The 25949-nt window shown below is 45.8% G+C and carries 23 protein-coding genes; 17 read left to right on the forward strand and 6 right to left on the reverse strand.

All coding sequences use genetic code 11. The features are described 5' to 3' along the window. The first annotated feature begins 27 nt into the window (after positions 1-27). The 3 genes from fabB to trmB all read left to right on the forward strand — a co-directional run bounded on the left by fabB (position 28) and on the right by trmB (position 3387). Complete coding sequence (fabB, locus tag ACFQS8_RS11705) at positions 28-1260, forward strand: beta-ketoacyl-ACP synthase I (protein WP_382167593.1); 1233 nt, start codon at positions 28-30, stop codon at positions 1258-1260. A gap of 166 nt (positions 1261-1426) precedes the next feature. After that, positions 1427-2602 carry a methionine adenosyltransferase gene (gene metK, locus ACFQS8_RS11710; RefSeq protein WP_382167595.1) on the forward strand — a complete coding sequence of 392 codons (1176 nt, stop codon included), beginning with the start codon at positions 1427-1429 and terminating at the stop codon, positions 2600-2602. A gap of 65 nt (positions 2603-2667) precedes the next feature. Beyond that, a complete protein-coding gene (trmB, locus tag ACFQS8_RS11715) occupies positions 2668-3387 on the forward strand; it encodes a tRNA (guanosine(46)-N7)-methyltransferase TrmB (protein WP_382167596.1) in 720 nt (239 codons plus the stop codon). Here the strand turns inward: trmB and ACFQS8_RS11720 are convergent. After that, entirely contained in the window at positions 3384-3932 is a 549-nt protein-coding gene (locus ACFQS8_RS11720) for a response regulator (RefSeq protein WP_382167598.1), read from the reverse strand. The two genes, trmB and ACFQS8_RS11720, sit on opposite strands and share 4 nt — an antisense overlap. A gap of 361 nt (positions 3933-4293) precedes the next feature. Here ACFQS8_RS11720 and rimP point away from each other — a divergent pair, with 361 nt between their 5' ends. The 9 genes from rimP (at position 4294) to pnp (ending at position 14973) form a co-directional block, all read left to right on the forward strand. Next, the gene (rimP, locus tag ACFQS8_RS11725; RefSeq protein ID WP_382167600.1) at positions 4294-4932 is read left to right on the forward strand and encodes a ribosome maturation factor RimP; all 639 of its coding nucleotides are present in this window, start codon (positions 4294-4296) and stop codon (positions 4930-4932) included. Beyond that, positions 4932-6650, forward strand: a complete 1719-nt coding sequence (gene nusA, locus ACFQS8_RS11730; RefSeq protein WP_382167602.1) for a transcription termination factor NusA — start codon at positions 4932-4934, stop codon at positions 6648-6650. The genes rimP and nusA overlap by 1 nt, the downstream gene beginning before the upstream one ends. Beyond that, the gene (locus ACFQS8_RS11735; protein ID WP_382167604.1) at positions 6616-7356 is read left to right on the forward strand and encodes an RNA-binding protein; all 741 of its coding nucleotides are present in this window, start codon (positions 6616-6618) and stop codon (positions 7354-7356) included. The genes nusA and ACFQS8_RS11735 overlap by 35 nt, the downstream gene beginning before the upstream one ends. A gap of 54 nt (positions 7357-7410) precedes the next feature. After that, complete coding sequence (infB, locus tag ACFQS8_RS11740; RefSeq protein ID WP_382167606.1) at positions 7411-10089, forward strand: translation initiation factor IF-2; 2679 nt, start codon at positions 7411-7413, stop codon at positions 10087-10089. A 162-nt stretch (positions 10090-10251) separates the two neighbouring features. Then, positions 10252-10842, forward strand: a complete 591-nt coding sequence (locus ACFQS8_RS11745; RefSeq protein WP_382167608.1) for a YcxB family protein — start codon at positions 10252-10254, stop codon at positions 10840-10842. 32 nt (positions 10843-10874) lie between these two features. Next, positions 10875-11306: a 30S ribosome-binding factor RbfA gene (gene rbfA, locus ACFQS8_RS11750; RefSeq protein ID WP_382167610.1), complete on the forward strand. Its 432-nt coding sequence runs from the start codon at positions 10875-10877 to the stop codon at positions 11304-11306. Between the two features lie 233 nt (positions 11307-11539). Further along, a complete protein-coding gene (gene truB, locus ACFQS8_RS11755; protein ID WP_382167612.1) occupies positions 11540-12502 on the forward strand; it encodes a tRNA pseudouridine(55) synthase TruB in 963 nt (320 codons plus the stop codon). Between the two features lie 4 nt (positions 12503-12506). Further along, positions 12507-12776, forward strand: a complete 270-nt coding sequence (rpsO, locus tag ACFQS8_RS11760; RefSeq protein WP_382167614.1) for a 30S ribosomal protein S15 — start codon at positions 12507-12509, stop codon at positions 12774-12776. 67 nt (positions 12777-12843) lie between these two features. Continuing rightward, positions 12844-14973 (forward strand): polyribonucleotide nucleotidyltransferase, encoded by a 2130-nt coding sequence (pnp, locus tag ACFQS8_RS11765; RefSeq protein ID WP_382167616.1) that lies wholly within the window; start codon positions 12844-12846, stop codon positions 14971-14973. Between the two features lie 70 nt (positions 14974-15043). Here the strand turns inward: pnp and ACFQS8_RS11770 are convergent, their stop codons facing one another. Next, a complete protein-coding gene (locus ACFQS8_RS11770) occupies positions 15044-15778 on the reverse strand; it encodes a hypothetical protein (RefSeq protein ID WP_382167618.1) in 735 nt (244 codons plus the stop codon). 701 nt (positions 15779-16479) lie between these two features. Between ACFQS8_RS11770 and udk the strand changes: the two genes are divergently transcribed. Beyond that, positions 16480-17169: a uridine kinase gene (udk, locus tag ACFQS8_RS11775; RefSeq protein ID WP_382167619.1), complete on the forward strand. Its 690-nt coding sequence runs from the start codon at positions 16480-16482 to the stop codon at positions 17167-17169. Between the two features lie 4 nt (positions 17170-17173). On the opposite strand, the gene ACFQS8_RS11780 is transcribed toward udk, so the two are convergent. The 3 genes from ACFQS8_RS11780 to ACFQS8_RS11790 are packed head-to-tail and all read right to left on the reverse strand — an operon-like array spanning position 17174 to position 19495. Next, a complete protein-coding gene (locus ACFQS8_RS11780; RefSeq protein WP_382167620.1) occupies positions 17174-17839 on the reverse strand; it encodes a CatB-related O-acetyltransferase in 666 nt (221 codons plus the stop codon). 49 nt (positions 17840-17888) lie between these two features. Continuing rightward, positions 17889-18677, reverse strand: a complete 789-nt coding sequence (gene bla, locus ACFQS8_RS11785) for a subclass B1 metallo-beta-lactamase (RefSeq protein WP_382167622.1) — start codon at positions 18675-18677, stop codon at positions 17889-17891. A gap of 5 nt (positions 18678-18682) precedes the next feature. Continuing rightward, the gene (locus ACFQS8_RS11790; protein WP_382167624.1) at positions 18683-19495 is read right to left on the reverse strand and encodes an enoyl-ACP reductase FabI; all 813 of its coding nucleotides are present in this window, start codon (positions 19493-19495) and stop codon (positions 18683-18685) included. A 264-nt stretch (positions 19496-19759) separates the two neighbouring features. On the opposite strand from ACFQS8_RS11790, the gene ACFQS8_RS11795 reads away from it, so the two are divergent. The 4 genes from ACFQS8_RS11795 (at position 19760) to ACFQS8_RS11810 (ending at position 25350) form a co-directional block, all read left to right on the forward strand. Beyond that, the gene (locus ACFQS8_RS11795) at positions 19760-21913 is read left to right on the forward strand and encodes a methyl-accepting chemotaxis protein (RefSeq protein ID WP_382167626.1); all 2154 of its coding nucleotides are present in this window, start codon (positions 19760-19762) and stop codon (positions 21911-21913) included. A gap of 98 nt (positions 21914-22011) precedes the next feature. Further along, positions 22012-23205, forward strand: a complete 1194-nt coding sequence (locus ACFQS8_RS11800) for a nitrilase-related carbon-nitrogen hydrolase (protein ID WP_382167628.1) — start codon at positions 22012-22014, stop codon at positions 23203-23205. Positions 23206-23207: 2 nt separating this feature from the next. Continuing rightward, a complete protein-coding gene (locus ACFQS8_RS11805) occupies positions 23208-23819 on the forward strand; it encodes a VOC family protein (protein WP_382167630.1) in 612 nt (203 codons plus the stop codon). Positions 23820-23991: 172 nt separating this feature from the next. Next, on the forward strand, positions 23992-25350 hold the full coding sequence (locus ACFQS8_RS11810; protein ID WP_382167632.1) for a GntP family permease: 1359 nt from the start codon (positions 23992-23994) through the stop codon (positions 25348-25350). On the opposite strand, the gene ACFQS8_RS11815 is transcribed toward ACFQS8_RS11810, so the two are convergent. Further along, complete coding sequence (locus ACFQS8_RS11815) at positions 25347-25847, reverse strand: gluconokinase (protein WP_382167634.1); 501 nt, start codon at positions 25845-25847, stop codon at positions 25347-25349. The two genes, ACFQS8_RS11810 and ACFQS8_RS11815, sit on opposite strands and share 4 nt — an antisense overlap. Between the last annotated feature and the right edge of the window lie 102 nt (positions 25848-25949).

Below are 25949 nucleotides of genomic sequence, written 5' to 3' on the forward strand. Positions count from 1 at the left end.
GCGCCCAACAAAAAAGGGTAAGCACACATGAGTGCATCTGGTCTTCGTCGCGTTGTTGTCACAGGAATGGGCATCGTCTCTTCAATTGGGGACAACATAAAAGAAGTTACTGACAGCCTGAAAAACGGACGATCAGGCATTACATTTTCTCAGGAATACGCTGACCGCGGATTCCGCTGCCAAGTCGTTGGTAAGCCTAAAGCCGTTCCTAAAGACCATATTGAAAAACGCGCGATGCGTTTCATGGGCGATGGAGCGGGCTATTGTTATATGGCAATGGAACAAGCACTGGCTGATAGCGGCCTTCCCGCAGAAAAAGTCTCAAATCCGCGCACTGGTCTAATTGTTGGAACAGGTGGTCCCTCCACACGCGCGATTGTTGAAGCTGCCGATATCGGACGCGAAAAAGGCATTAAGCGCATTGGTCCTTTCGCAGTACCTAAAGCTATGTGTTCGACTGCGTCTGCCGCACTTTCAACCATGTTTAAAATATTGGGTGTGAATTACTCAATATCGTCTGCATGTACGACATCCCTTCACTGTATCGGCGCTGCTGCTGAACAAATCCAATGGGGCAAGCAAGATATTATGTTTGCCGGCGGTGGTGATGAAGTTGAATGGAGCTTCTCCGCTCTTTTTGATGCTATGGGCGCAATGTCATCTAAATATAATGACACACCTACAACAGCTTCACGCGCATTCGATGAAAGCCGTGATGGTTTCGTTATCTCTGGTGGTGCTGGAATTTTAGTTCTTGAAGAATACGAGCACGCCAAAAAACGCGGTGCAACTATTTATGGCGAAGTCACTGGATATGGCGCAACATCAGATGGCCATGACATGGTCGCCCCGTCTGGTGAAGGTGGATATCGCGCAATGCAACAGGCACTTTCCACTGTAAAAGGAAAACCTGATTATCTAAATCCACACGCCACTGCGACACCGGTTGGCGATATGGTCGAGTTAGAAAGCGTACGCAAATTATTTGGAAACGACGCAAAAGACCAACCAATGATTTCTGGTACGAAATCCATGACGGGTCACGCAATGGGGGCTGCTGGCGTACAAGAAGCAATTTATTCTCTCTTGATGATGAAGGAAAGCTTCATTGCGCCATCTATCAATATTGAGAATTTAGACCCTGCTGCGGCTGGAATGAACATTATTAGAGAGGCACGTGATGCTGCGCTGAAAATGGTTATGTCCAACTCATTTGGGTTTGGCGGCACAAATGGCTCAGTGATTTTCTCTAAAATCTAAATCGTTTAATCGCTTAATACCTACTCTTAAAGGCTCTCCATTCTGGGGAGCCTTTTTTATGCTTGGAATACTTCCATTTGCTATTTTTCATTCAAGACTTCCCAAACCCCTCCTTTTCGCATATAAAGATATCCTTATATGTGCAATTCAATATTAGGGTGCCAACGTGAAATCTAATTATTACTTTACGAGTGAGAGTGTCTCCGAAGGACACCCTGACAAAGTTTCCGACCGTGTTTCAGACTCTATAGTCGACCTTTTTCTAGCACGCGACCCTGAAGCGCGCGTGGCATGTGAAACCCTTACAACGACAAACCTGATTGTTCTTGCTGGTGAAATGCGCATAGCTGATGATTTGATGCCTTCTATGGAAGAAATCGAAGAAACAGCGCGTGAAGCTGTTCGTGATATCGGATACCACCAGAAAGGCTTCCACTGGAAAACAGCTGAACTCATCAACCGCCTTCACGGTCAATCGACTGATATTGCGATGGGTGTTGATGAAGGAACTGGCGACTTCAAAGAAGAAGGTGCTGGGGACCAAGGTATCATGTTTGGTTTCGCGACAAACGAAACACCAGAATTAATGCCTGCTCCAATCATTTATTCTCACCAAATTCTAAAGCAAATGGCCGAACTTCGTAAGTCCGGCAAACAACCTGAGTTTGAGCCTGACGCAAAATCACAAGTGACCCTAAAATATGAAAATGGTCGCCCTGTAGGTGTGTCATCTGTTGTTGTATCTACACAGCACAAATATGGCTTCACACCAGCTGATATTCGCGAAATGGTTCGCCCTGTTGTAAAACAAGTTCTTCCTGAAGGTTGGTTCCCACCTGAAGAAGAATTCTATGTAAACCCAACTGGTAACTTCGTTATTGGTGGACCAGACGGTGATGCAGGTCTAACTGGCCGTAAAATCATTGTGGACACATATGGTGGTGCCGCGCCTCACGGTGGTGGTGCATTCTCCGGTAAAGACCCAACTAAAGTTGACCGCTCTGCTGCTTATGCAAGCCGCTATTTGGCCAAAAACATTGTGGCAGCAGGTCTAGCTGACCGTTGTACAATTCAACTTTCCTACGCAATTGGTGTTGCAAAACCACTCTCTATCTTCATCAACACAGATGGGACATCTAAAATTGATGAAGCTGTTATTGAGGCAGCTATCCCAGACCTAATGGATTTATCACCACGTGGTATCCGTACGCACCTCGGTCTCAACAAACCAATTTATGCGCGCACAGCAGCTTATGGCCACTTTGGTCGCGAACCTGATGCTGATGGCGGTTTCTCATGGGAAAAAACAGACCTAGTCGACAAGCTTAAAAGTCTAGCCTAGAACCCCTCCCTACTTCATAGCCAATTCATTGGCTCAAGGTTTGGAACACAAGGGTTAGACACACAATGGCGACACCGAAAGACGACACAAGCAGCAAGGGTTCAAAATTTGGCCCCTTGCGTACATTCGGTCGAACTGGTGGTCGCCCTTTATCTCCTCGTCAACAACGATTAATGGAAGAACTCCTTCCCAAAATCGTTGTTGACATGGACGCACTTCACGACAATTTCGACCCGAAAAATCTATTCGATGCATCCTGTAAGGAAGTCTGGTTTGAAATTGGATTTGGCGGGGCCGAACATTTAATCGGACAAGCAGCACGCAACCCGCAGGTCGGTATCATTGGGGCAGAACCCTTCCAAGAAGGCGTCGCCAAGGCACTTACCTTGATAGATGCAGACGGTATGCAGAACGTACGCATACACCCTGATGATGCAAGATTGGTCTTAGATAAGCTCGCAGATGCATCGCTGGATCGCATTTTTATTATGTTTCCAGACCCGTGGCACAAAACACGTCATCACAAACGCCGCCTTATCCAACCTGAATTCATAGACACACTCGCGCGCATCCTAAAACCTGGCGGCCATGTTCGGTTTGCTACAGATTGGGCAAATTATGCTGACTGGACGTTGGAGAGATTTGAAAACTCACCTTCTTTCAGCTGGTTAGCTGAAAAAGCCGATGATTGGCGCACGCCTCCAGCAGACCATGTTACCACACGCTATCAAACAAAAGGACTCGGTGATTGCGCCCCTGTCTGGCTTGATTTCAAGCGGACCTAGCTTACGCGCTTTGGCTCTACACTCACCTTTTTGAGCAATTCTTCTTTACGGCGCTCTTCTGTTTTGGGCTGAGAAGGTAGAATACCTTGGCGTCTATCAGGACCAAAATACTCTCCCACACGCACAAAAGTTCTTTGTGTAATACTCATACGCTCAATCGTTTTCCAAAGGCGCGCCCGCGAAAACGGAAGACATAATATACCATCATATCCCGCCATAATGATCAGTTTGACCAGTTGGGCTGAACTACTACCAGTTACAAAAAACACTTGAGAATAAGGGTCTTGCACTTTGTCTTGGTTACGAAGAGCACCGATAATTTTGCGAGGGTCTACACGGCTATTCCCATTAACGAGAATGGTCCCCAAACTTCTTACGGACGCAAACTCCATCAACTCATCAGGATTATTTGCAGCAATGATATTGCGAACCCCAAATGATTTTAGCATGTCGCGTTGCATGCGGATAATTTCGATATTTTCACTATAAATCAGAATTTGCTGATTTATGGGGTCACGTTTAGGCGCTTCAAACTTCTCAATCATAAAAACCCCTTCAACATTCAACACATTATAGTTGATATACTTTTTCAGGATATAAAGAATGCATGGACAGGGTTAACATAACGTATCCTTTTATTTACCATTTCCACTGATATGCATATTTAGATAACAGCCAATAAAATACGGATGTCTTTCAAAATATACTTACAAGAATTACCGCTCCCAACTTCATCGTATCAAGCCCTCGACAAATCCGTGAAGCTAGCGTATGAGATATCTAAAGCTGAAATTGAACAGCGGCGGCCCGGGCAACTAGGCCGCCGCTTTTCGTTCCAAGACCTCTCAAAGTATCATTTTTTATGATACCCTAGTGAATAGACGACAATAAAATAACGGACCTGATTTGCGCGCCCTATCTGAAATAGAAAAACGTATTCTTGATATTATAGAACCTGAGGCTACGAGCATCGGGCTGGAGATTGTGCGTATTCGTATGATGGGTGCAAACACGCCCATACTCCAGATAATGGCTGAAAAGCCAGACGGCACGATGGATGTAGAAGACTGTGCTAAATTGTCTCGCGCGATTGGTCCAATATTAGACGTGGAAGATCCAATCCACTCGGAATACAATTTAGAAGTCTCTTCTCCTGGAATTGACCGCCCTTTGACACGCGCCAAAGATTTTTCCAATTGGCTTACGCATGAAGCGCGTATTGAAGTTGGTATGCCTATCAATGGACGCAAACGGTTTCACGGCTTTATAACAGGCCAAACTGACGGTATTGTGTCTCTTGATCTGAAAGATGGATCACAAGCCGATATTGCTATCGCCGACATGGTCAAAGCTTCTTTGGTCATGAATGATCGCCTCATTGAAGATGCACAATCTCGCGGGCAAGCACCTGAACTAGATGAAGATCAATTCGACGAATTTGAAGATACTGAATCAGACGACATTGAAGACAACGACGACTTTTCTGAAAACAACAATGCGGACGTCAACCAAGTAGACGACCCAGCACAAAGAAAGGATGACTGATGAGCACCATCGGCGTTTCAGCGAACAAGCTGGAAATCCTAGCAATTGCGAACGTTCTGGCAGCTGAGAAGCAAATCGATAAAACGATTGTTCTTGATGCAATGGCAGAAGCTATTCAAAAAGCAGCTCGCTCACGTTATGGTCAGGAACACGACATCCGTGTAACAATCGACCCTAAATCAGGTGAGACGACTATTACACGTGTTCAAACTGTTGTTGAGGAAGTAGAAGACCCAGCACACCACCTCTCTTTAGAGGAAGGTCGTGAAATGGACCCCAACGCAGAAATAGGAACAGAATTTACTGAAATTCTTCCTCCTTTTGAGTTTGGGCGTGTAGCGGCACAAACAGCAAAACAAGTCATCACTGGTAAAGTGCGCGAAGCAGAACGCGAACGCCAATATGATGAATTTAAAGATAAAGAAGGCCAAATCATCAATGGTCTGGTTAAGCGCGTCGAACACGGCAACATTATCGTTGACCTTGGTCGCGGTGAAGGAATTATTCGCCGTAATGATGGCTTGCCTCGTGAGAATCTAAACCCAGGTGATCGCGTTCGCGCTATCCTTTACAAGGTATCTCGCGAACCTAAAGGTCCTCAACTTTTCCTTTCTCGTGCACACCCTAGCTTCATGGTTGCCCTCTTTTCACAAGAAGTACCGGAAGTTTATGAAGGCGTTATCGAGATCAAAGCCTGTTCTCGTGATCCAGGTTCACGCGCTAAAATCGGTGTTTTGTCACATGATGCATCTGTTGATCCTGTCGGTGCGTGTGTGGGTATGCGCGGTGCACGTGTTCAAGCGGTTGTATCCGAGCTTCAAGGCGAAAAAATCGACATTATCCCTTGGTCTGATGATGAAGCGACATTTATCGTAAACGCTCTTCAACCAGCAGAAGTTTCTAAAGTTGTTGTCGATGAAGATGAAGGCCGCGTTGAGGTTGTTGTTGAGGAAAGCCAATTCCCACTTGCAATCGGTCGTCGTGGTCAAAACGTTCGTTTGGCGTCTCAACTTACCGGTTGGCAAATCGACCTCACAACTGAGGCCCAAGACTCTGAGCGTCGCCAAAAAGAATTCCAAGAACGTACTGCACTCTTCATGCGTGCACTTGATGCCGATGAAATGCTTGCACAATTGCTTGCGTCAGAAGGCTTTGAAACAATTGAAGAAATCGCTTATGTTGACATTGATGACTTTGCGAGTGTTGATGGTTTTGATGAAGCCGTTGCACAAGAACTTCAAACGCGTGCTCTGGAATATTTAGAGCTGCTTGCTGCCGCTATGGACAAGAAGCGTAAAGACCTTGGTGTGACCGATGAAGTAGCCTTCATGGATGGTGTAACACCTGTGATGGCTGTCCGCTTTGGTGATGAAGGTATCAAAACAATTGATGATCTTGCTGGACTTGTTCCAGATGATCTCATCGGTTGGAAAGAGCCAGATTCTCGCGGCAAGCAACGTTGGCAACCGGGTTTATTGGTGAAAGGTGAAATGACGCGCGATGCAGCAGAGCTATTCATCCTACGTGCCCGTGTAGCAGCAGGCTGGGTTGAAGCAGAAGTGCTTGAAGCTGAGCTCGCAAAACGTGCCGCTGAGTTAGAAGCTGCTGAAGCAGCATTTGAAGGCGAATTAGGTAATCTTGAAGCTGCTGAAGCAGCTTTCTTAAGCTCGGAGGGCACATCTGATGACTCAGAACCTGCCCCCGACACAGACGAATGATAGCAAACCAGACTTAACGTCTGGCGATGACATCGACTTCGACACAGATAACGGCCCACCGAAAAAGAAAATCGGTGGGAAGAGTGATCCTGTGCGCCGTTGTATTTCAACGGGGACAAGTCTACCACAATCTGCTATGGTCAGATTTGTGGTGTCTCCCGATAATGTCGTAACACCTGACGTCGCAAACTGCCTTCCAGGGCGCGGCGCTTGGGTAACGGCATCAGCGGAAGCCATTGATTTGGCGATATCAAAAAAAGTTTTTTCACGCGCGTTTAAACAATCCGTCAAGGCCGATATTGCATTGACCGAACAGACACACCAATTGCTGTTTCGTCGTTGTCTTGATATTTTGGGGTTCGCAAAACGTGCTGGAGACCTTATCTTAGGGTTTGAACAAGTTAGAGAAGAAATACGACTTTCTGAGCCTTCTTGCTTGATTGAAGCCCTAGATGGCGCTAGCGATGGCCGGAAGAAAGTACTTTCTCTTGCTAAAGCTGTTTTTGGCGATGACGACGTTGAGGAGCAACCGATTATTGTTGGATGCTTCACTTCTGAGGAATTGGGCATGGCCTTAGGGCGGGAGCGTGTGATACACGCTATCGTTAAAGAGGGTCGATCCGCCCGTAATTGGATCATTGAAGTAGAGCGACTGGGTGGTTTCCGCCCGTTGCGCCCGTCAGACTGGATGTCTTTGGCGGTTTAATTGAATTTAAGGTCGTAGCGAATTGTCGAGTCGGCCACAACATGAAGAACTTGCATGAGCGACACTAAAGACGCGCAGAACAATAACAACTCCAATGCTAACGGCACTCCGACCGGTCGCAAACCCCTGACTGTGTCTGGTGGTGCGACTGGTGGCACGGTAAAGCAGAGCTTTTCTCACGGACGATCCAAACAAGTTGTGGTCGAAACCAAGAAGAAAAAGCGTGTAGTTGTACCCAATAATAATTCCCGTCCGGGTGGCGCACCTTCTAAAGGCGGAAAACCAATGTCTGCAGCAGCTGCTGCAGCCCGTAAGCTTGGATTATCAGAAGAAGAGCTAAGAGCGCGTCAAGCCGCTCTTTCAAAGCGTAAAGCTGATGAAGAAAAGCGCAAAGCCGAACGCGAGACGATGGAAGCTGCGCAAAAACTGCGTAACGAAAAAGCCAAATCTCTCGATGCTGAAGCTAAAGAGCGTGAAGAAGCTGATGAACGCCGCAGAGCTGAAGAAGCTGCGCGTAAACAAGCTGAGATTGATGCACGTGAAGCTGCTGAAAAAGCAGCGCTTGAAGCAGCTGAACGTAAAAAATCTGGTGGTAATGACAGCGCGAAAGCTGAGACACCTCAGCAAAAACGCGAAAAACGCATCACTAAACCAGACAAGCCAAGCTCTAAACCAGCAGAAATCAAAGGAGAAGGCCCCCCGCCTGACCCAGATACTCTGTCAGAATTGGGTGGGCGCATTAAAAAGGCGCGTCCAGCTGGTGAAGAACAAGGTGATGATCGCAACAAACCTGCACCGTCACGCCGCAGTCAACCTAAACGCCGTCAAGGTAAATTGACAATCACAACTGCTCTTGGAGCAGATGAAGATCGTCAACGTTCACTTGCTTCATACAACCGTGCGAAGCAAAAAGAACGCGAACGCCGCATGAAAATGGGCAAGCAAGAGACTGAAAAACAGTCTCGCGAAGTGACTGTGCCTGAAACAATTACAGTTCAAGAACTTGCAAATCGTATGAAAGAACGCGTCGCAGACGTTGTGAAATTCATGATGCAGCAAGGTGAAATGATCCGCGGTATTGATACTTTAGACGTCGATACAGCAGAATTGATTGTGGAAGAGTTTGGTCACACAATTAAACGTGTATCTGAATCAGACGTTGAGCTAGGTCTTGAAGGCCCAGCTGATGCTGATGAAGACATGAAAGAACGTCCACCTGTCGTGACGATTATGGGTCACGTTGACCATGGTAAAACATCACTACTCGATGCTCTACGTCAAACAGACGTTGTCGGTGGCGAAGCTGGTGGAATTACACAGCACATTGGTGCTTATCAGGTAAAAGTGAAATCAGGCGAAAAGATTACTTTCCTTGATACACCTGGTCACGCGGCATTCTCTGCTATGCGTGCACGTGGTGCAAACATCACTGATATCGTGATTGTTGTTGTTGCTGTTGATGATGGTGTGATGCCACAAACAATTGAAGCGATTAAGCACGCAAAAGCTGCTGATGTTCCAATTATTATCGCTGTCAACAAAATGGATAAACCAGACGCTGACCCAACAAAGGTTCTAACTGAACTTCTTCAATATGATGTTCAAGTTGAATCAATGGGTGGTGACGTTCAGGCTATCCACGTATCAGCATTGAAAAAAACAGGTCTCACAGAACTCACCGAAGCTATTTCCATGCTTGCTGAGATCCTTGAGTTGAAAGCCAATCCTGATCGCGAAGCTGATGGTACAGTCATCGAATCTAAATTGGACAAAGGCCGTGGTCCAGTTGCCACTGTTCTTGTTCAACGCGGAACCCTAAAACGCGGTGACATTGTTGTTGCCGGTGGTCAGTGGGGTAAAGTCCGTGCTCTCGTAAACGAACGCAATCAACAAATGGATAAAGCAGGCCCTACACGTCCAGCCGAAATCCTTGGACTTGATGGCCCGCCATCACCTGGTGACCAGTTTGTCGTTGTTGAAAACGAAGCTCGCGCGAGAGAAATCACAGCATACCGTCAGCGTATGATTAAGAACAAAGCTGCATCGGCACCAAGCGCACGTGCATCTCTTGAGCACATGTTGGCACGCCTAAAAGATGGTGTTGTCACTGAACAAGCAAAAGAAGCTCAATTGGTTGTGAAGGGTGATGTTCAAGGTTCAATCGAGGCGATTACGCACTCACTTGAAACGCTTTCAACCGAAGAAGTTCGCGCACGTGTCATTTATGGTGCTGTGGGTGGAATTTCTGAAAGTGACATTCTTCTTGCTAAAGCTTCAGAAGCGCCAATCATTGCCTTTAACGTACGTGCGAATAAACAAGCACTTGCATTGGCAGAAAAAGAAGGCGTGGAAATTCGCTATTACTCAGTGATCTATCAATTGATCGATGATGTAAAAGCAACGCTTTCTGGCATGTTGGCACCTGAACGTCGTGAGACATTCCTTGGATACGCTAAAGTGCTTCAAGTCTTCGACATTTCCAAACTTGGAAAAGTGGCTGGGTGTCTTATCACAGAAGGTATTGTTAAACGTGGGTGTGGTGTGCGTTTGCTACGCGATAACATCGTAATCCACGAAGGTGAACTATCCACATTGAAACGCTTTAAGGACGAAGTTCCAGAAGTTAAGTCCGGTATGGAATGTGGTATGGGCTTCATCGGATATCAGGACATCAAGAAAGATGACCAGATTGAATGTTTCAAAGTTGAGCTTATCGAACGCTCACTCGCATAATCTGGAATGCACTGATTAAATTTTTAAAGGCCGATATTCTCCACGAGTATCGGCCTTTTTTGCATATCATCAAAGCAGTTCACCATATTCTGAAAAACAACAACGAAATATTCAGGGGATGGCATTAGCTATAGTGCTCCTAATACTAAAAGCGAGCTTCACATGATCGAGACGCCCTACCGCCCTGAAGAAGCTACAGGCGATGAACTTTCCTACCGTGACAGTGTCACGAAGGCTGGGCACATAACGCCGCGGCAATTGAAAAGATTTATCAAAGCACGCCGTAATGGTGGTTTTGGCCCAACGACATTATATTATGCCGGCGTTGTTGCTCCCGTTATCTCAGCAGCAACCCTGCAATTATTTGAAACCTTCTTTTCCGAATATAACATCTCTCCTCTTTGGGCCGATCTGTTATCAATGATATTCGCAGCGAGTGCTGGTTTGTCATGGTTTCTTATTTTCACACGGTTAGCAGAGCGCCAAAAAGATGGACGTGATGATGAAACGACCCAATCATTTGATTTCAATATCGATAGAAAACGCATCCTCATAAAACGAAAACACATCACGACGCAGTTAGATTGGGCCGCGATAGTGGACATTCGGACAACAAAGCACTACATCGCCTTTATAGTAGAAGGCGCAAACGACTTTTTCATACCTGTTGATTGGTTTGATAACCAAAAGCAGATGATGGAAGCGGCCCGTAAAGTGGCCGCCTTGAGACCGCCCCCTCTCAAAGTCAGATAAAGAACACACACGTTTGTAGGAAAGGTCCTTAAATGTCTAAACGTAAATTCAATGCCTCTAAAGGACCCTCTCAACGCCAATTACGCGCTGGAGAGCTCATTCGTCACGCACTGGTAGACATTCTCGCACGTGAAGAGTTTGCAGATCCTGACTTGTCCGGTGTGTCCGTGACCGTCTCCGAGATACGTGTATCGCCTGACCTTAAACACGCTTCTTGTTTTGTTGCGCCTCTAGGCGGCGATAAAATTACACAAGAAAAGGTCGTCTACGGATTAAATCGTGCTAGTAGTTTTCTTAGAGGTCATCTTGGAAAAGAGATCGAAATGAAATTTACGCCGCAATTACGCTTTTTGCCTGATGAATCCTATGAGGAAGCCGGCAGAATCGGAGAGCTATTGGCGTCACCTGAGGTCGCGCGTGACCTCGTTAGAAAAGACGATGATGAAACAGAAAACAATATGTAGTGCCTTATTCGTGATCTTGCTTGCAACACTTACAGCTTGTGCCACAGCCCCGATAGAACAAAGTATTTTACTTAGCTATGGGCAAAATAAGTAAAAACCTTCATTAGAAGATTAGAAAGTTCCACCCGGCCCGCTAAGGCAGGCGTTTTGTGGACTCTCAAAACCTAACTCTACCCCACTTAAATCCCCCACTCTGGCGTCCAAGCCGTCAGTCTGGCATTGGAGACTTCCCTATGGGACGCAAAAGAAAAAAGGGACAACCAGTCCATGGCTGGCTGGTTCTTGATAAACCTGAAAATATCACCTCCACCCAAGCTGTCGGTAAAACACGATGGCAGCTCAATGCTCAAAAAGCTGGGCATGGCGGCACACTAGATCCCCTCGCCTCTGGCATTTTGCCCATCGCGTTTGGCGAAGCGACAAAAACTGTTCCTTATGTAATGGATGCAGATAAAGACTATCGCTTCACTATTCGGTTTGGAAGTTCAACAACGACGCAAGACAGAGAGGGTGATGTCATTGCGACCTCTGACCTTCGCCCAACGCCTGAGCAAATTGAAATAGCGCTAGCAAGCTTTGTGGGAGAGATAGAACAAATTCCTCCCCAGTTCTCAGCAATAAAAGTCAATGGTGAGCGTGCGTATGATTTAGCGAGAGATGGCGAACAAGTGGAGCTACAGCCTCGAAAAGTTCACCTTCTTGCAGCCAAGCTTGAAAACTGTCCATCTGCTGATCTAGCGGTCATTTCCGTAACGAGTGGAAAAGGCTTTTACATTCGTGCTCTGGCTCGTGATATATGCGAAAAACTCGGTGTTGAGGGGCATGTTGCAGCCCTTAGGCGCACGCGAGTTGGAAGTTTTTCCGAAGAATCATCTATAGGACTAGAAAAGTTCGTCGAAATCGGCGATAGAGATGCACTTGAGGCTCAATTAGTCCCGATTGAGACCGCGCTGGACGACATCCCGGCGCTGGCCATCAATGGGGAAGACGCTTCAAAACTTAGGCAAGGCCGCGAAATCGTTCTTTTGCCACACTTGGTTGAAGCTTTCAAAGAAAAGCGCCGCCCTCGTATTGTAAACGGGGAAGACGCCTCTCGAATAGCTTTCGCAAAAGAAGGTGAAAAAGCAGTCGCTCTTGGCGAAGTTCGTGCGGGTCGGTTTGTGCCGGTTCGTGTATTTAACTTTAATACGGAGTAACACGATGTCGATTACTGTTGAGCGTAAAGCTGAGCTAATCAAAAAATTCGCCACTAAAGAAGGCGACACAGGTTCACCAGAAGTACAAGTTGCGATCCTTACAGACCGCATCACAACTTTGACTGAGCACTTTAAAACTCACAAAAAAGACAACCACTCACGTCGCGGCCTCCTGAAAATGGTGTCCCAGCGTCGTAAGTTGCTAGACTATGTAAAGTCTAAAGACGAGAACCGCTACAAGGTTCTTATTGAAGAATTGGGTCTACGCCGCTAGGCCAAGATCTATTCACCCGCCGGTCCACGGGACCGGCGGTTTTCGTATGTAGGAAAGAAAAATATATATGTTTGACATTCAAAAAGTTACTATCGACTGGGCAGGACGCCCGCTGACACTGGAAACAGGTCGCATTGCGCGCCAAGCCGATGGTGCTGTTCTCGCCACTTACGGTGAGACGTCAGTGCTCGCAACAGTGGTTGCGGCTAAGAAAGCAAATCCAGACTTGGATTTCTTCCCGCTGACTGTGAATTACCAAGAAAAATACTACGCTGCTGGACGTATTCCAGGTGGCTTTTTCAAACGTGAAGCTCGCCCGACTGAAAAAGAGACGCTGACATCACGCTTGATCGACCGTCCAATTCGCCCGCTTTTCGTACCGGGTTTCAAAAACGAAACACAAGTTGTTTTGACTGTATTGTCATATGACATGGAAAACGACCCAGATGTTGTTGCTATGGTTGCAGCGTCTGCTGCGTTGACAGTATCTGGTGTACCTTTCATGGGCCCAATCGGTGCTGCGCGTGTTGGTTACAAAGATGGTGAATACATCATCAACCCAACACTCGACCAAATGCCTGATACAGCACTAGACCTCGTTGTTGCTGGTACGCAAGATGCGGTGATGATGGTTGAATCAGAAGCTAAAGAGCTTTCTGAAGAAGTTATGCTTGGCGCTGTAATGGCCGGTCACGAGAGCTTCCAACCTGTTATTTCTGCAATCATTGATCTTGCAGAGCGTGCAGCTAAAGAGCCTTGGGACTTCCAACCAGAAGACAAATCAGCTGAACTTGCTAAACTTGAAGCACTTGTCGGCGCTGACATTTCAGCGGCGTACAAAATCAAGGAAAAAGCAGAGCGTTATGCTGCTGTAGGTGAAGCACGCGATAAAGCTGCTGCACAATTGGTTGTTTCTGATGAAAATCCAGAAGGCTGGAGCGAAGCTTTCTTCAAAGGTATTTTCAAATCTCTTGAAGCTAAAGTTGTTCGTGGCGACATCATCAAAACAGGTGTTCGTATTGATGGTCGTGCTTTGGATCAGGTTCGCCCGATCATTGGTGAAGTGTCTATCCTTCCGCGTACACACGGTTCTGCCCTCTTCACACGTGGTGAAACACAAGCAATCTGTGTGGCAACACTTGGTACAGGTGAAGACGAGCAATTCATTGATGGTCTAGAAGGCACATCAAAAGAAAACTTCATGCTACACTATAACTTCCCTCCATACTCTGTGGGTGAAGTTGGCCGTATGGGCGGCGCTGGTCGTCGTGAAATCGGTCACGGTAAACTCGCATGGCGTGCATTGAAGGCTGTTCTTCCAACAAAAGAAGACTTCCCATACACATTGCGTTTGGTATCGGAAATCACTGAATCAAACGGTTCATCTTCAATGGCGACTGTTTGTGGTTGTTCATTGGCTATGATGGATGCTGGTGTGCCGCTTGCGCGTCCAGTGTCTGGTATCGCAATGGGTCTTATCAAGGATGAAGACGGCGTTGCTGTTCTTTCTGATATCCTTGGTGATGAAGACCACCTTGGTGACATGGACTTTAAAGTTGCTGGTACAACTGAAGGTCTGACATCTCTACAGATGGACATCAAAATCGCTGGTATCACAAAAGACATCATGAAAACTGCTCTTGAGCAGGCTAAAGGCGGACGCGCTCACATTCTTGCTGAGATGAACAAAGCCCTTGATGGATCACGTGATGATGTATCTGGTAACGCACCGCGCATCGTGACTATGCAAATTCCAACTGACAAAATCCGTGATGTTATCGGAACAGGTGGTAAAGTTATCCGTCAGATCGTTGAAGAAACAGGCGCGAAAGTGTCCGTGGAAGACGATGGTACTGTGAAAATCTCTGCTGTAGACAAAGAGTCAATCGACGCTGCCTATAAATGGATTCACGGCCTAACTGCTGAGCCTGAAGTTGGCGAAATCTACGAAGGTAAAGTTGTTAAAGTCATGGACTTTGGTGCTTTCGTAAACTTCTTCGGCGCAAAAGATGGCTTGGTTCACATCTCTCAGCTTGCTGAAGAGCGCGTGAAACAGACTTCTGATGTTGTTAAAGAAGGCCAAACTGTTTGGGTTAAACTTCTTGGCTTTGACGACCGCGGTAAAGTGCGTCTTTCCATGAAAGTGGTTGACCAAGAAACAGGAAAAGAAATCGTTGCCGAAAGCGACGAAGGCTAAGCCTTCTTTCTAATTTGAATATTAAGAACGGCCGTATCAGAAATGATACGGCCGTTTTTTTGGGGGGAAACTAAAAAGGAATTTCTTCATTTACGTCTGGTGATTTATCATCAGGCTTCGGTAAAGCTTTTTTCCTTTTAGTCTCTAGTAGTTTATCGTCCCGTTTGGAGCCTTTGATAAAAATATCTCCAAGTTGGGAAATTTTTTTGATTAGAGGTTCGCAATCTCGAGCATACTCATTAACACCTTGAGAAATTTCATATATGCGTGAAAATACAGCATCTATTGTGGTTCTAGATTTATCTACCTCTAGCTGTAATGAGGCGATCTTCTTAAAAAGGATATCTTTTTTATTCTCATCTGATATTTCTTGATTAATTATCTTTCTGATCTGATCGAGATGTTTTCCAATTTCATCTTTATATGAACCCTCAATCAAAATTGGAGTACCAGCAGAACCATTGCAATATCTGCTGCTACGAAGTTTGTACCGAGTAACAATATAATTTACTGAATTAGAAAAAGCTGAATACTCAACCCCAAAATCAACTTTTGGAAGGCCTGAAATATCTTTAATTTCACCTCCATCCAAATCATACTCATCAAGAAAAGCTAGGATAGATGAAACATATAATCTTCTAGGCTCATATTCACCTGAGTAGCAATCATGCTGTTGATCCCAATTTATTTCTAGATCTTGACGATCTAAGGGACCTAATTGTTTTTTAAGACGCCGCACATACTCAACGAACGCTTCTTCTTTTCCAACTGGCAGATCAGCAAAGTCTATATCGTCGATGATCAATATTTCTACCTTTTTCAGACATAGCAATACAACTTTATATATGCATGATTCCCATTACATTCAAACCTCTCTTGCCCCCAGTTGATATACATTCATCCAGAGCTTAAACTTGTCGACTGAAAAAAGCTTTCCAAAACATCTTCTCTTTCCCAGCAATTAGAACAATGTAGGGTGCATTAAGGCACGAATGCACCACACCCTTTGAGGTTTAAACGTGGGATAACTCAAAACTTATCCCCCTCGCCGCAAATCCCTCCCATACTCACATCATCCAATCTACAGGAGCGGCTCGCGACCGAACGTGCTGGGGTTGGAATGATGGGCTCATCAAACCAGATCGCGCTATCGGGGTGCGATCAAGGTGGTGGGGCTGGGGAGATACCAGTTGGAAAACACGTTGTTTTCTGATCACGTTGTTTTCTGATGCGGAGTATTGGGGGCATTGCCCATCCTCCCTTCGCGGCTATGCAAAAGGCCAAAACCATCATACGAGGCGCGCTTGTTTGCGGCCACTTTACCGCTGGCATCCCGTGTTTGGATCGGGACCAGCTATCACTTGCCAAGAATAAGCGTGCCTCGTGCCCCTTATTTAAAAGAAACATCAGTAACGTCGCTTGAAATTTCGTGCGGCGCTATTTTCGCAACAAATTTTCTGACATAAACAATCACCTCCCATTAAAACGCTCCAGAAAGCCTGAACAATGTCCAAACCTTATATGATCGCAATTACTGGCGGATCTGGCTCTGGAAAATCCACACTTGCGCAAGCCTTGTTGGATAAATTAGGCGAGGACAAAGTCCTGCTTATGGGGGAAGATAATTATTACAAACCGCGCGAGCACCAACATCCAGACGCGCCCTTATGGTCGATGAAGGAAATGGAAGAACGCGTGGATTTTGATGATCCAGCATCTAAAAACATGGACATGTATGAAGCCCATCTTGTAGCGCTTCGCCGTGGCAGCACAATCTCACAACCCGTCTATGACTTCACCATGCATGATCGCGTTGATGGTGCTGAAAAAATCTTATCGCCACGCCCCATCATCGTCTGCGAAGGTGTACACACGCTCTCTGACAGAGCCTATTTCAATTTATTTGACCTTACAATTTTCGTAGATACACCCGCAGATTTGCGCCTCGCCCGCCGTATTGAGCGCGATGTGAACGAGCGTAACCGTGATTTGGACCGCGTATTAGCCCAGTATCTTAATTTCGTGCGCCCTGCTCACGCTCAATTTACTGAGCCTGCAAAATATCTCTGCGATCTCATCATCAAAGATGAAGGCCCACTCGCCGCAAAAGTAGGCACACCCAATGCGCGCGCCGAAGCACGCCTTCTTGCACCACTATGGAGCTTTCTAGTCGATGAAGGCGTGATTGCGGGCTAGGCTTTTAAGCAGTTGGGCGCATCTGTTTGAGTGCATCCAAATCATTGCCGCGAATAGCATTTAGCGCTTTTGAAATTGTTTCGATTGGCCAGTCCCACCACGCTAAATCCAGAAGCGTTTCAATAGTCGTGTCATCAAATCGTTGACGCACAATCTTCGCTGGATTTCCAACCACAACGGAATAAGCGGGAACATTCTTGGTCACAACCGCATGAGCACCAATAATTGCGCCATGGCCTATATCAACTCCGGGCATAATAGTTGCGCCACGGCCAATCCAAACATCATGGCCAACAATTGTATCCCCGCGTAGCCCGCTTGTGATACTGTCCATGTCAAAACCATTTTTCCAACCATTTGCAAAAATATGAAAGGGAAAAGTCGAAAACCCTGTCATCGCGTGATTTGCGCCATTCATGATGAACTGAATGTCTGTCGCGAAAGCACAAAACTTCCCGATAATAAGTTTATCACCAATGAAATCAAAATGGTATTTCACGCAATGTGTTTGAAAGTGTTCTGGCCCCTTAGGGTCATTATAGTAACTATATTCGCCCACTTCTATATTGGGGGACGTCACAACCGCTTTTAAAAAAGCTGTATCCCAAATAGGGCGAGGGTTTAGCGGATCCGGCCCCAATTCGTTGTTTTTAGATCGTGAAGAGGCCATAGCAAAACCGCTCAGTAAATAGTGTTACGCGTTTAGATTAAGAACTGAACTAATCAACTTTTGGCCGCGCAATATAAGCTGTGTTTTTCAAAATTTCACGTCCTGCTGGCTTTCCATGGCTTGGAATAACAATCTGACTGTCGGGGAAAGCATTTGTAGCGTTTTCAACAGCTCTAGACCAATATCCAAGATTTGCATCGCCAGTGTTACCCAAGGAGGTCGTCATACCTGGACGGATCATACATCCTCCAAACAATATGTTATTCTCGCCCTCATTGACCACGATATTGTCCTCTGAATGCCCGCCACCAGGGTAGAGCACTGTCAGCCCTTCCCATTCAACCTGACTTCCAATATCTGCAAGTTCCAACACATTTTTAGCAGGTAGCAAACCGCGCTCAATCGCAAGTCTATTCGTTAAAGCACTCGCATAAGTTTCAACCCCCTGCGCATGCAAAGCATCCATACCACCCATTTTATCACTATGTGCATGCGTATGAATTGAAGCGCGAACTGGCTTTTTAAGGGTATCTTTGGCCCATGAAACAATTTCAGCGGTTTGTGCATCATTCCAAGCTGTATCAATAAGCACGCTATAATCGTTGCGTTCAATGATCAGCCCGTTTGTGCGAATATTTCCCCAAGGTGGCACAACCTTATATCCGGTATGCAACCACACACCCGTCGCCAGTTTTACAAACTCTACGGGTTTTTCTTCAACACCATCAGTTTGTGTCGTTTGCTCAGACTGTTGAGAAAAAACAGGAGCATTATGCGTGCACCCTGAAAGGAACACTAAACTTGAAAACAAGAATATTCCGATCAGGGTGGGACGCAATTTTTCTATTCCTCAGATGGCTCAGGCACACCCACAACGTGGAAACCAGCATCAACGTGAAGAACCTCACCCGTGATAGACGCACCAATTGGAGACAAGAGATAAAGCGCAGCACCCGCTACACCTTCCATTTTAGTGTCTTCCCCAAGAAGAGACATATCACGTCCAGCAGACATTAGTGTCTTTGACCCTTTAATGCCCATCAGCGCCAAAGTCCGCATTGGGCCCGCAGAAATCGCATTTACACGCACGCCCTGTTTACCCATATCGCGGGCTGCATAGCGTGTCGCCGCTTCAAGACCAGCCTTCGCCACACCCATCACATTGTAAGATGGAATAACACGCTCAGAACCAAGATAAGTTAAGTTGATGATAGACCCACCCTCTTCCATCATTTCAGAAGCACGGCGACATACATCAATGAATGAGAAAACAGAAATATCCATCGCACGTGCAAAACCTTCACGCGTTGTGTTGTGAACCATAGAACCTTTCAGCTCATCTTTGCCTGCATAAGCGATCGCATGAACAACAAAGTCCAACTTGCCATATTTTTCTTTGAGTGTCGCAAAAGCTGCGTCCATCTCATCATCATTGGTTACGTCAGCAGAAATCATCGTGTCCATGCCGATGGACTCAATAAGCGGACGTACACGGCGTTCCAATGCTTCACCTTGATAGGTAAAAGCCATTTCCGCACCCTGAGCGGCTAATTGCTGTGCAATACCCCACGCGATAGAGTTTTGGTTTGCGACACCCATGACCAAGCCACGCTTGCCAGCCATCAAATCGCCCTTCGGGAAGTTCCAGTCCGCCATGTGGGGATCTCCGTCCAATTAAAATCTGTTGAATTAACTAAGTAATAATTCGTTACAATACGTCAACCATAACCAGCGCCAACTCACAAGGTTTGAAATTCACCTAAGTCTGCGTAACGGAAAACAAATCTCACCAAATTTAAAAAATTAGCGCGCCGCCTACCCATTGTTAACCATCACATGAGATTACCTAGATAATTGTAATTGTTTATATTTATCATATCGTAAAATATATAATTGCTCATTTTATGGCGGGGGCCCCACATGCTTAGACTTTTCGACCACCTCTCTATGTCCCAAAAATTGACCACTCTTGTCGTTGGGACGGGATTGTTGGTCGGTGGAACTCTGGGGACGACCAATTACAACAGCTCTAAAAAATCCCTAATTGAAGATATGGATAAAAACCTCTCGGAAATAGCTATAGATCGTCGAGATTCGCTAAAACAATATCTAGGCTCAATTGAACAAGACCTTCGGATAGTATCCAGCAATCCTTATACACGAAACGCTATTCAAGATTTTCAAAACGCGTGGGAAAGTTTAGGCGCAACACCTCAAAAAACGCTGCAAGATATCTACATTCGCCAAAACCCATTTCCCATTGGCGAAAAAGAAAAGCTGGATGCAGGTAAAGACGGTTCGCTATACTCTCAAGTCCATGGTGAATACCACAATTGGTTCCGCGAATTTCTCAAAGACCGTGGATATTACGATATCTTTCTAGTCTCAAATTCCGGAGACATTGTTTATTCGGTCTTCAAAGAAAACGATTACGCGACAAGCATGATTTCTGGTCAGTATAAAAATACTGACCTCGCAAAAGCGTTTACATCTGCAAAAAATAAAAAACCGGGCGAGATTTCTTTCTTCGATTTCTCCGCTTACGCGCCAAGTCAGGATGCCCCTGCCAGTTTCATATCCTCCGCAATACCTGATGGTAATGGCGGTGTTGCAGGTGTTCTTGTGTTTCAAATGCCAATTGATCGCATAAATAATTCTGTAAATTCGCTTAGCGGCCTTGGTGAAACCGGACAAGCTTATGTGATTGGTCAAGATGCAATCATGCGAACAGACGCGCCAAGATCAAGTGAAAGCACATTGCTCAAACAGACTGTTGATCCTAGCTTTTTAGTTGAACAATCTCAAACTCTGCATACGAAAAATTACAAGGGTGATAGTGTTTTTGCGGGTATCGCACCATTAAATTATCACGGTGTAAAATGGGATATAGTTGCAGAACAACATACCGATGAAATCATGCAGCATACGATTGAATTGCGAAACCGTATGTTGCTGATCACGTCAATGATGATTGCATTGACAAGTCTAATCGGGTTTTTGCTTTCCCGCCGCATTTCCACACCTATGAAAAGGCTAACCCGTGCTACAAACGAGATCGCATCGGGCAAAAACAGCTTAGAAGTACCCGGATTAAGTCGAAAAGACGAGCTAGGTGGACTTGCTCAAGCCGTTGAGTTTTTCCGCAAAGAAATGATTGTCAATGAGGAGCGCGCCGCCGCAGAGCAACGCGCTGTTTTAAGTCGCGAGCAAGCTGCTGCTGCTCAAATTACATATCTGGATGGAATTACAAAAGCATTCGAAGCAGAGGTGCAATCTGCCCTCAATACAATGTCTATCGCTACGGATAATCTAGATCAAAGCTCTGTTTCCATGTCCGATGTATCGGCCAACACACAAGAGAGGCTTTCTCATGTGACCCGCGCCTCACAATCAGCGTCTGCAAGTGTCGAAAATGTAGCCGCAGCCGCTGAAGAATTATCAGCGTCTATACATGAAATTGGTCAGAGAATATCTCATTCCGATAAAGCCACATCTCAAGCAGCTGAACGTGCCACTACAATGCAATCACACGTTTCTAAACTTGAGCTCGCGACCAGCTCTATTGGTGAAGTGGTTGAACTTATCACCAACATCGCCTCACAAACCAACCTTCTTGCTCTAAACGCAACCATTGAGGCAGCACGCGCAGGTGAAGCAGGTAAAGGATTTGCCGTTGTTGCTTCAGAAGTCAAAAGCCTCGCGGGCCAGACTGCAAAGGCGACTGAAGATATCCAAAAGCAAGTTGATGACATCCAATCCGTTACGGGTGAAACCGTAAGCGGCATTCGTGAGATTATGGATGTTATTCGTGAACTGGAATCATCATCTGCTGAAATAGCAGATTCCATTTCTCAACAAGCCACAGCCACAAGTGAAATCTCATCCTCTGTACAACACGCCTCTTCAGGTGTCCGTGAGGTGGATGGAAATATCAGTAGCGTCAATGATGCTGCTCACGAAACTGGTGCGATTGCTCAAAAAGTTGAATCCTCGTCGAAAATTATGACAGAGCAATCCCATGCAATACGCGAATGTATCGAATTATTTTTGGGAAATATGCGTAAATCGGCTTAGATTTTCGTTCTTTAACAAAGGTATATCTTTTCACGTTTTTTTCTCTCATACTCCCTTCAGGCTTCATACCAATAGCCTGATTTCTGGGAGGAAAAACCGTGAAACCATTATATGTAGTGATGGCACTCGCGCTAGCTGGCGGCACTTTCTGGCTTGGCCAATCCACATCGACAAAAACAACTCAAACACAAGAGATTGCACACACTGACGCGCAAATACCGCCGCCAGTTAAAGCCCCTCTATTGGTGCAATCAAACGGATCTTATCCCGTTAAGCCGTTGGAGAAGGACAATGTCGTCGTCAAAGTCATTCAGACAAAAGTAAATTCCCTGTCTGATTTTCCAAGCGTCCAAGAAGGGTTAGACCACAACCTCGCGCATATGGAAAAAATGGCAGATCAGGCTTGCACAACAGGTAAAAAGCCAGACTTTCTTCTCTATCACGAATTCCCCCTCACCGGATATTCATCAGGTGGACGTGATGAAAAGCTAAAATATACAGTACAATTTCCAGGCCCCGAAACTGACCGCCTTGGCCAAATAGCAAAAGCTTGCGACACCTATCTCATCTTTGGTAGCTACGCCACAGACAAGGATTGGCCAAACCACATTCTAAGCCTCAATGTCGTTATTGATCGTCAGGGCGAGATTGCCAAAATTTTCTGGAAGTCGCGGAATATCAAACGCATCTACCCAGATCGCGAAATAACGACCACTACGATAGAATCTGTTCGCGACAAATACCGCGCCATGTATGGCATTGAAGAAGAATTCCCAGTGCTCCAAACTGAATATGGGAACATTGCGGTCAGTACAGTGCAGATGGACCCATTCATCTTCGCAGCCTTCGCAATGCGCGGCACAGAAATCATGATGCGGACAGCTACATTATTTGCTGAAGATGATGTGCTAGCAATGGCACGCATCAATGATTTTTATTCAGCAATGTCAAACATCGCCTTCCCTGCTGATCCCAACAATCCAAAATATGATGCAGGTGAATCCATTATCGTCGACCCACACGGGAATATTCTCGCCAAAGAACCTACCAAAGACCAAGACGGCATTATTGAAGCTGTCATTCCAATTGCCGAGTTTAGAAAAAATCGCAAAATTCCAAACTATGCTTTGGAAATGGTTCAACCCGTATTCAATCAATACCAGCAAGAATTCCCGCTAAACCACATGGATATGCCGGCAGAGGAACTTCCTCAAACAGGTCAAGCAATGAAAGCCATGATGGAGAGCGTTAGCCGTTTCAATATACCAGTCGAAAATACCACCGAGGAATAAACATGAAGAAAATCATATTGGCACTCGCCTCACTTGGCTTGCTTGCAAATTGTGCCACGACACAAACCACACAAACAACGAAAACGGCAAATGTCGAAGCACCAAGCGAAGCCTCACAAGAATTTCCAACGGATTTACGTCGCACAACTTTAATCGTTGATGACATTGATGAGTCTCTGAAACTCTACCGTGATGTCCTTGGGTTTGAAGTAAACTACGACACTGTCGTCACCATGAGCGGTGTCGCCCTCCCCGCAGGAAATCCAGGTTCAGAAGCGCGCCTCGTTCTGATGAATTCCAATGATAGCTGGGTTGGCTGGATCGGCATGTTGCAATGGTTGGAACCAAACGCCCTTCCCCGCAAACCAAAGACAGGGAAAATGGGAATTGGAGATATGGTTATGGTCTTCAATACTACCGAAGTTGATAAACAATGTGATGCGGCTGCGAAGCTTCCAGAAATCACGATCACAACTCCAAAGTCAGAATCGCGCTATCCATCACGTAATGGCGGTCCTCCTATCGTAGTGCACACTTGCTACATGTTTGATAGAGATGGATATTTTCTTGAAATAAACCAATTGCAAGATCGCGAAAGTTACAACGCAGACTAAGCAATTACAAATTAGAATATCCTTGCCACCTATTGCTGATCTCAATAGGTGGCTTTGTTTTATCCGCATGAAAATTTGCTTCCTGCCTTCTCAATTTTAATGAATACACCAATCATTATTTGACAACGTTGACAAAAACTGCCTCATTAGGACAAAAAATTAGGGGAGAACTATGCTGTCTACACCAATATTGCTCACACTGCTCTCAATAGCAGTGCTATTATTTCTTGTTCTCAAGATAAAATTGCCCGCATTCATGGCGCTATTAATCGTCAGTATTGGCTTTGGGTTAAGTGTCGGCATGGCACCCGATATTGTCATTGATGCTATTAAGGACGGCATGGGTGGCACGCTAGGTTTTGTCGCTGTCGTTGTTGGCTTGGGTGCCATGATGGGAGCGCTATTGGAACACTCAGGCGGTGTTCAGGCAATCTCATCCACACTTTTAAAACGATTTGGAGCCGATAAATCTCAATACGCGCTTGGCTTAATTGGTTTTCTCATCGCCATTCCGGTCTTCTTCGATATCGCCTTTATTATTCTCATGCCCGTTTTGTTGGGCTTACAGCAAAAGACCAAAAAACCACTGGTATTTTTTGCTATCCCCCTATTAGCAGGTTTAGCTGCAACGCATGCTTTTATCCCGCCAACACCTGGCCCAATTGCAGTCGCTGATATTCTAAATGCTGACCTTGGTTGGGTGATCGCATTCGGCGCTATTGCTGGTTTGCCTGCCACATTGGTAGGCGGCCCCATATTGGCGAAAAAATTGGCGTCTCTGCATACCTTTCAGCCCGAACAAACCAACATGCTTTATAGCGATGTAATAAGCGTAGATGATGTTAAGAATCCTATCGGATTTATTCCGGCAATGGCCGCTATCCTTCTTCCGCTTGTTTTCATTCTCGCCAGCACACTCACTAAAATGAACCTGACAGAAGGTGTCTCCCCCTCTATAACCGAACAAATCATACTGTTTATCGGACATCCTTTTATAGCGCTGCTTATTGGATGTCTTTTATCATGGTATTTTATTGGTGTGCGTCGCGGCGTTGAAACATCAACTTTGCGCGATGCTATGGTCAAAGCGATGGAGCCAGCCGGAATCGTCGTTCTTGTCACGGGTGCAGGCGGTGTATTCAAGCAGATATTAATAACGTCCGGTGCAGGAGCTGATTTAGCGGCATTATTACAAGCGAATGCACTCCCACTCGTGGCTTTTGCATTTGTAGTGGCTGGTATCGTGCGCGTTGCACAAGGCTCCGCCACAGTTGCAATGATAACCGCCGCAGGGCTGACTGCGCCTGTTGCAGAAACACTCGGCATACAAGGACCACACCTTGCCCTCCTCGTTATCGCCATTGCGTCAGGGGCAACCATCCTCTCCCATGTCAATGATTCAGGGTTCTGGTTGGTCAGTCGCTATCTTGGATTAGATGAAGCTCAAACCCTGAAAAGCTGGACAGTCTCAACAACCTTAATAGGAGTCGTTTCCTTTATCGTTGTCAGCCTACTGTGGATAATCGTCTAACCTCGCTTCATGGGAATTTTATAGATTATCTGTTTGGAAATCTCATCCGGTGTCAGGCCAATGTTAAATCGCAATGCATTGGCTGGCACCTCTAGCGCTTCCAACTGAGAGTCCAATAAATCTGGGTTAAAGAAGTGATCCTCTCGATTATTCAGGCGGCTCAATAACACATCACGTTTGCCTTCCAGCAAAACAAACTGACACACGCCCGACATCTGTGTCTCAATCCAATTACGAACAGTCTGATTGAGAGCTGAGCAGGATATAACGCAAGCACCATGTATGTCATTCGCCGCTTGAGAAAGGTCTCGTATCCATGCTTCGCGGTCAGAATTTGTAAGGGGTGTTCCTGCTCGCATTTTCTCGACATTTTCGACGGGGTGAAAGGCATCCCCTTCTAAGAAAGGAATATCCAACTTAGACGCCAAAACTTTTCCAATTGTAGATTTTCCACAGCCAGACACGCCCATAATTATATATCGCGTAAACTCTACCATTTCCCACCTCTAATTTTATTTGCCACACAAACTTACAATACCAAATTGTGACAACGTTGACAAATACGCATGACAGTGGATACATATCTCCAACTTAATTGA

This window comes from Hirschia litorea (assembly GCF_042665075.1).
In the GTDB taxonomy this organism is placed as follows: domain Bacteria; phylum Pseudomonadota; class Alphaproteobacteria; order Caulobacterales; family Hyphomonadaceae; genus Hirschia; species Hirschia litorea.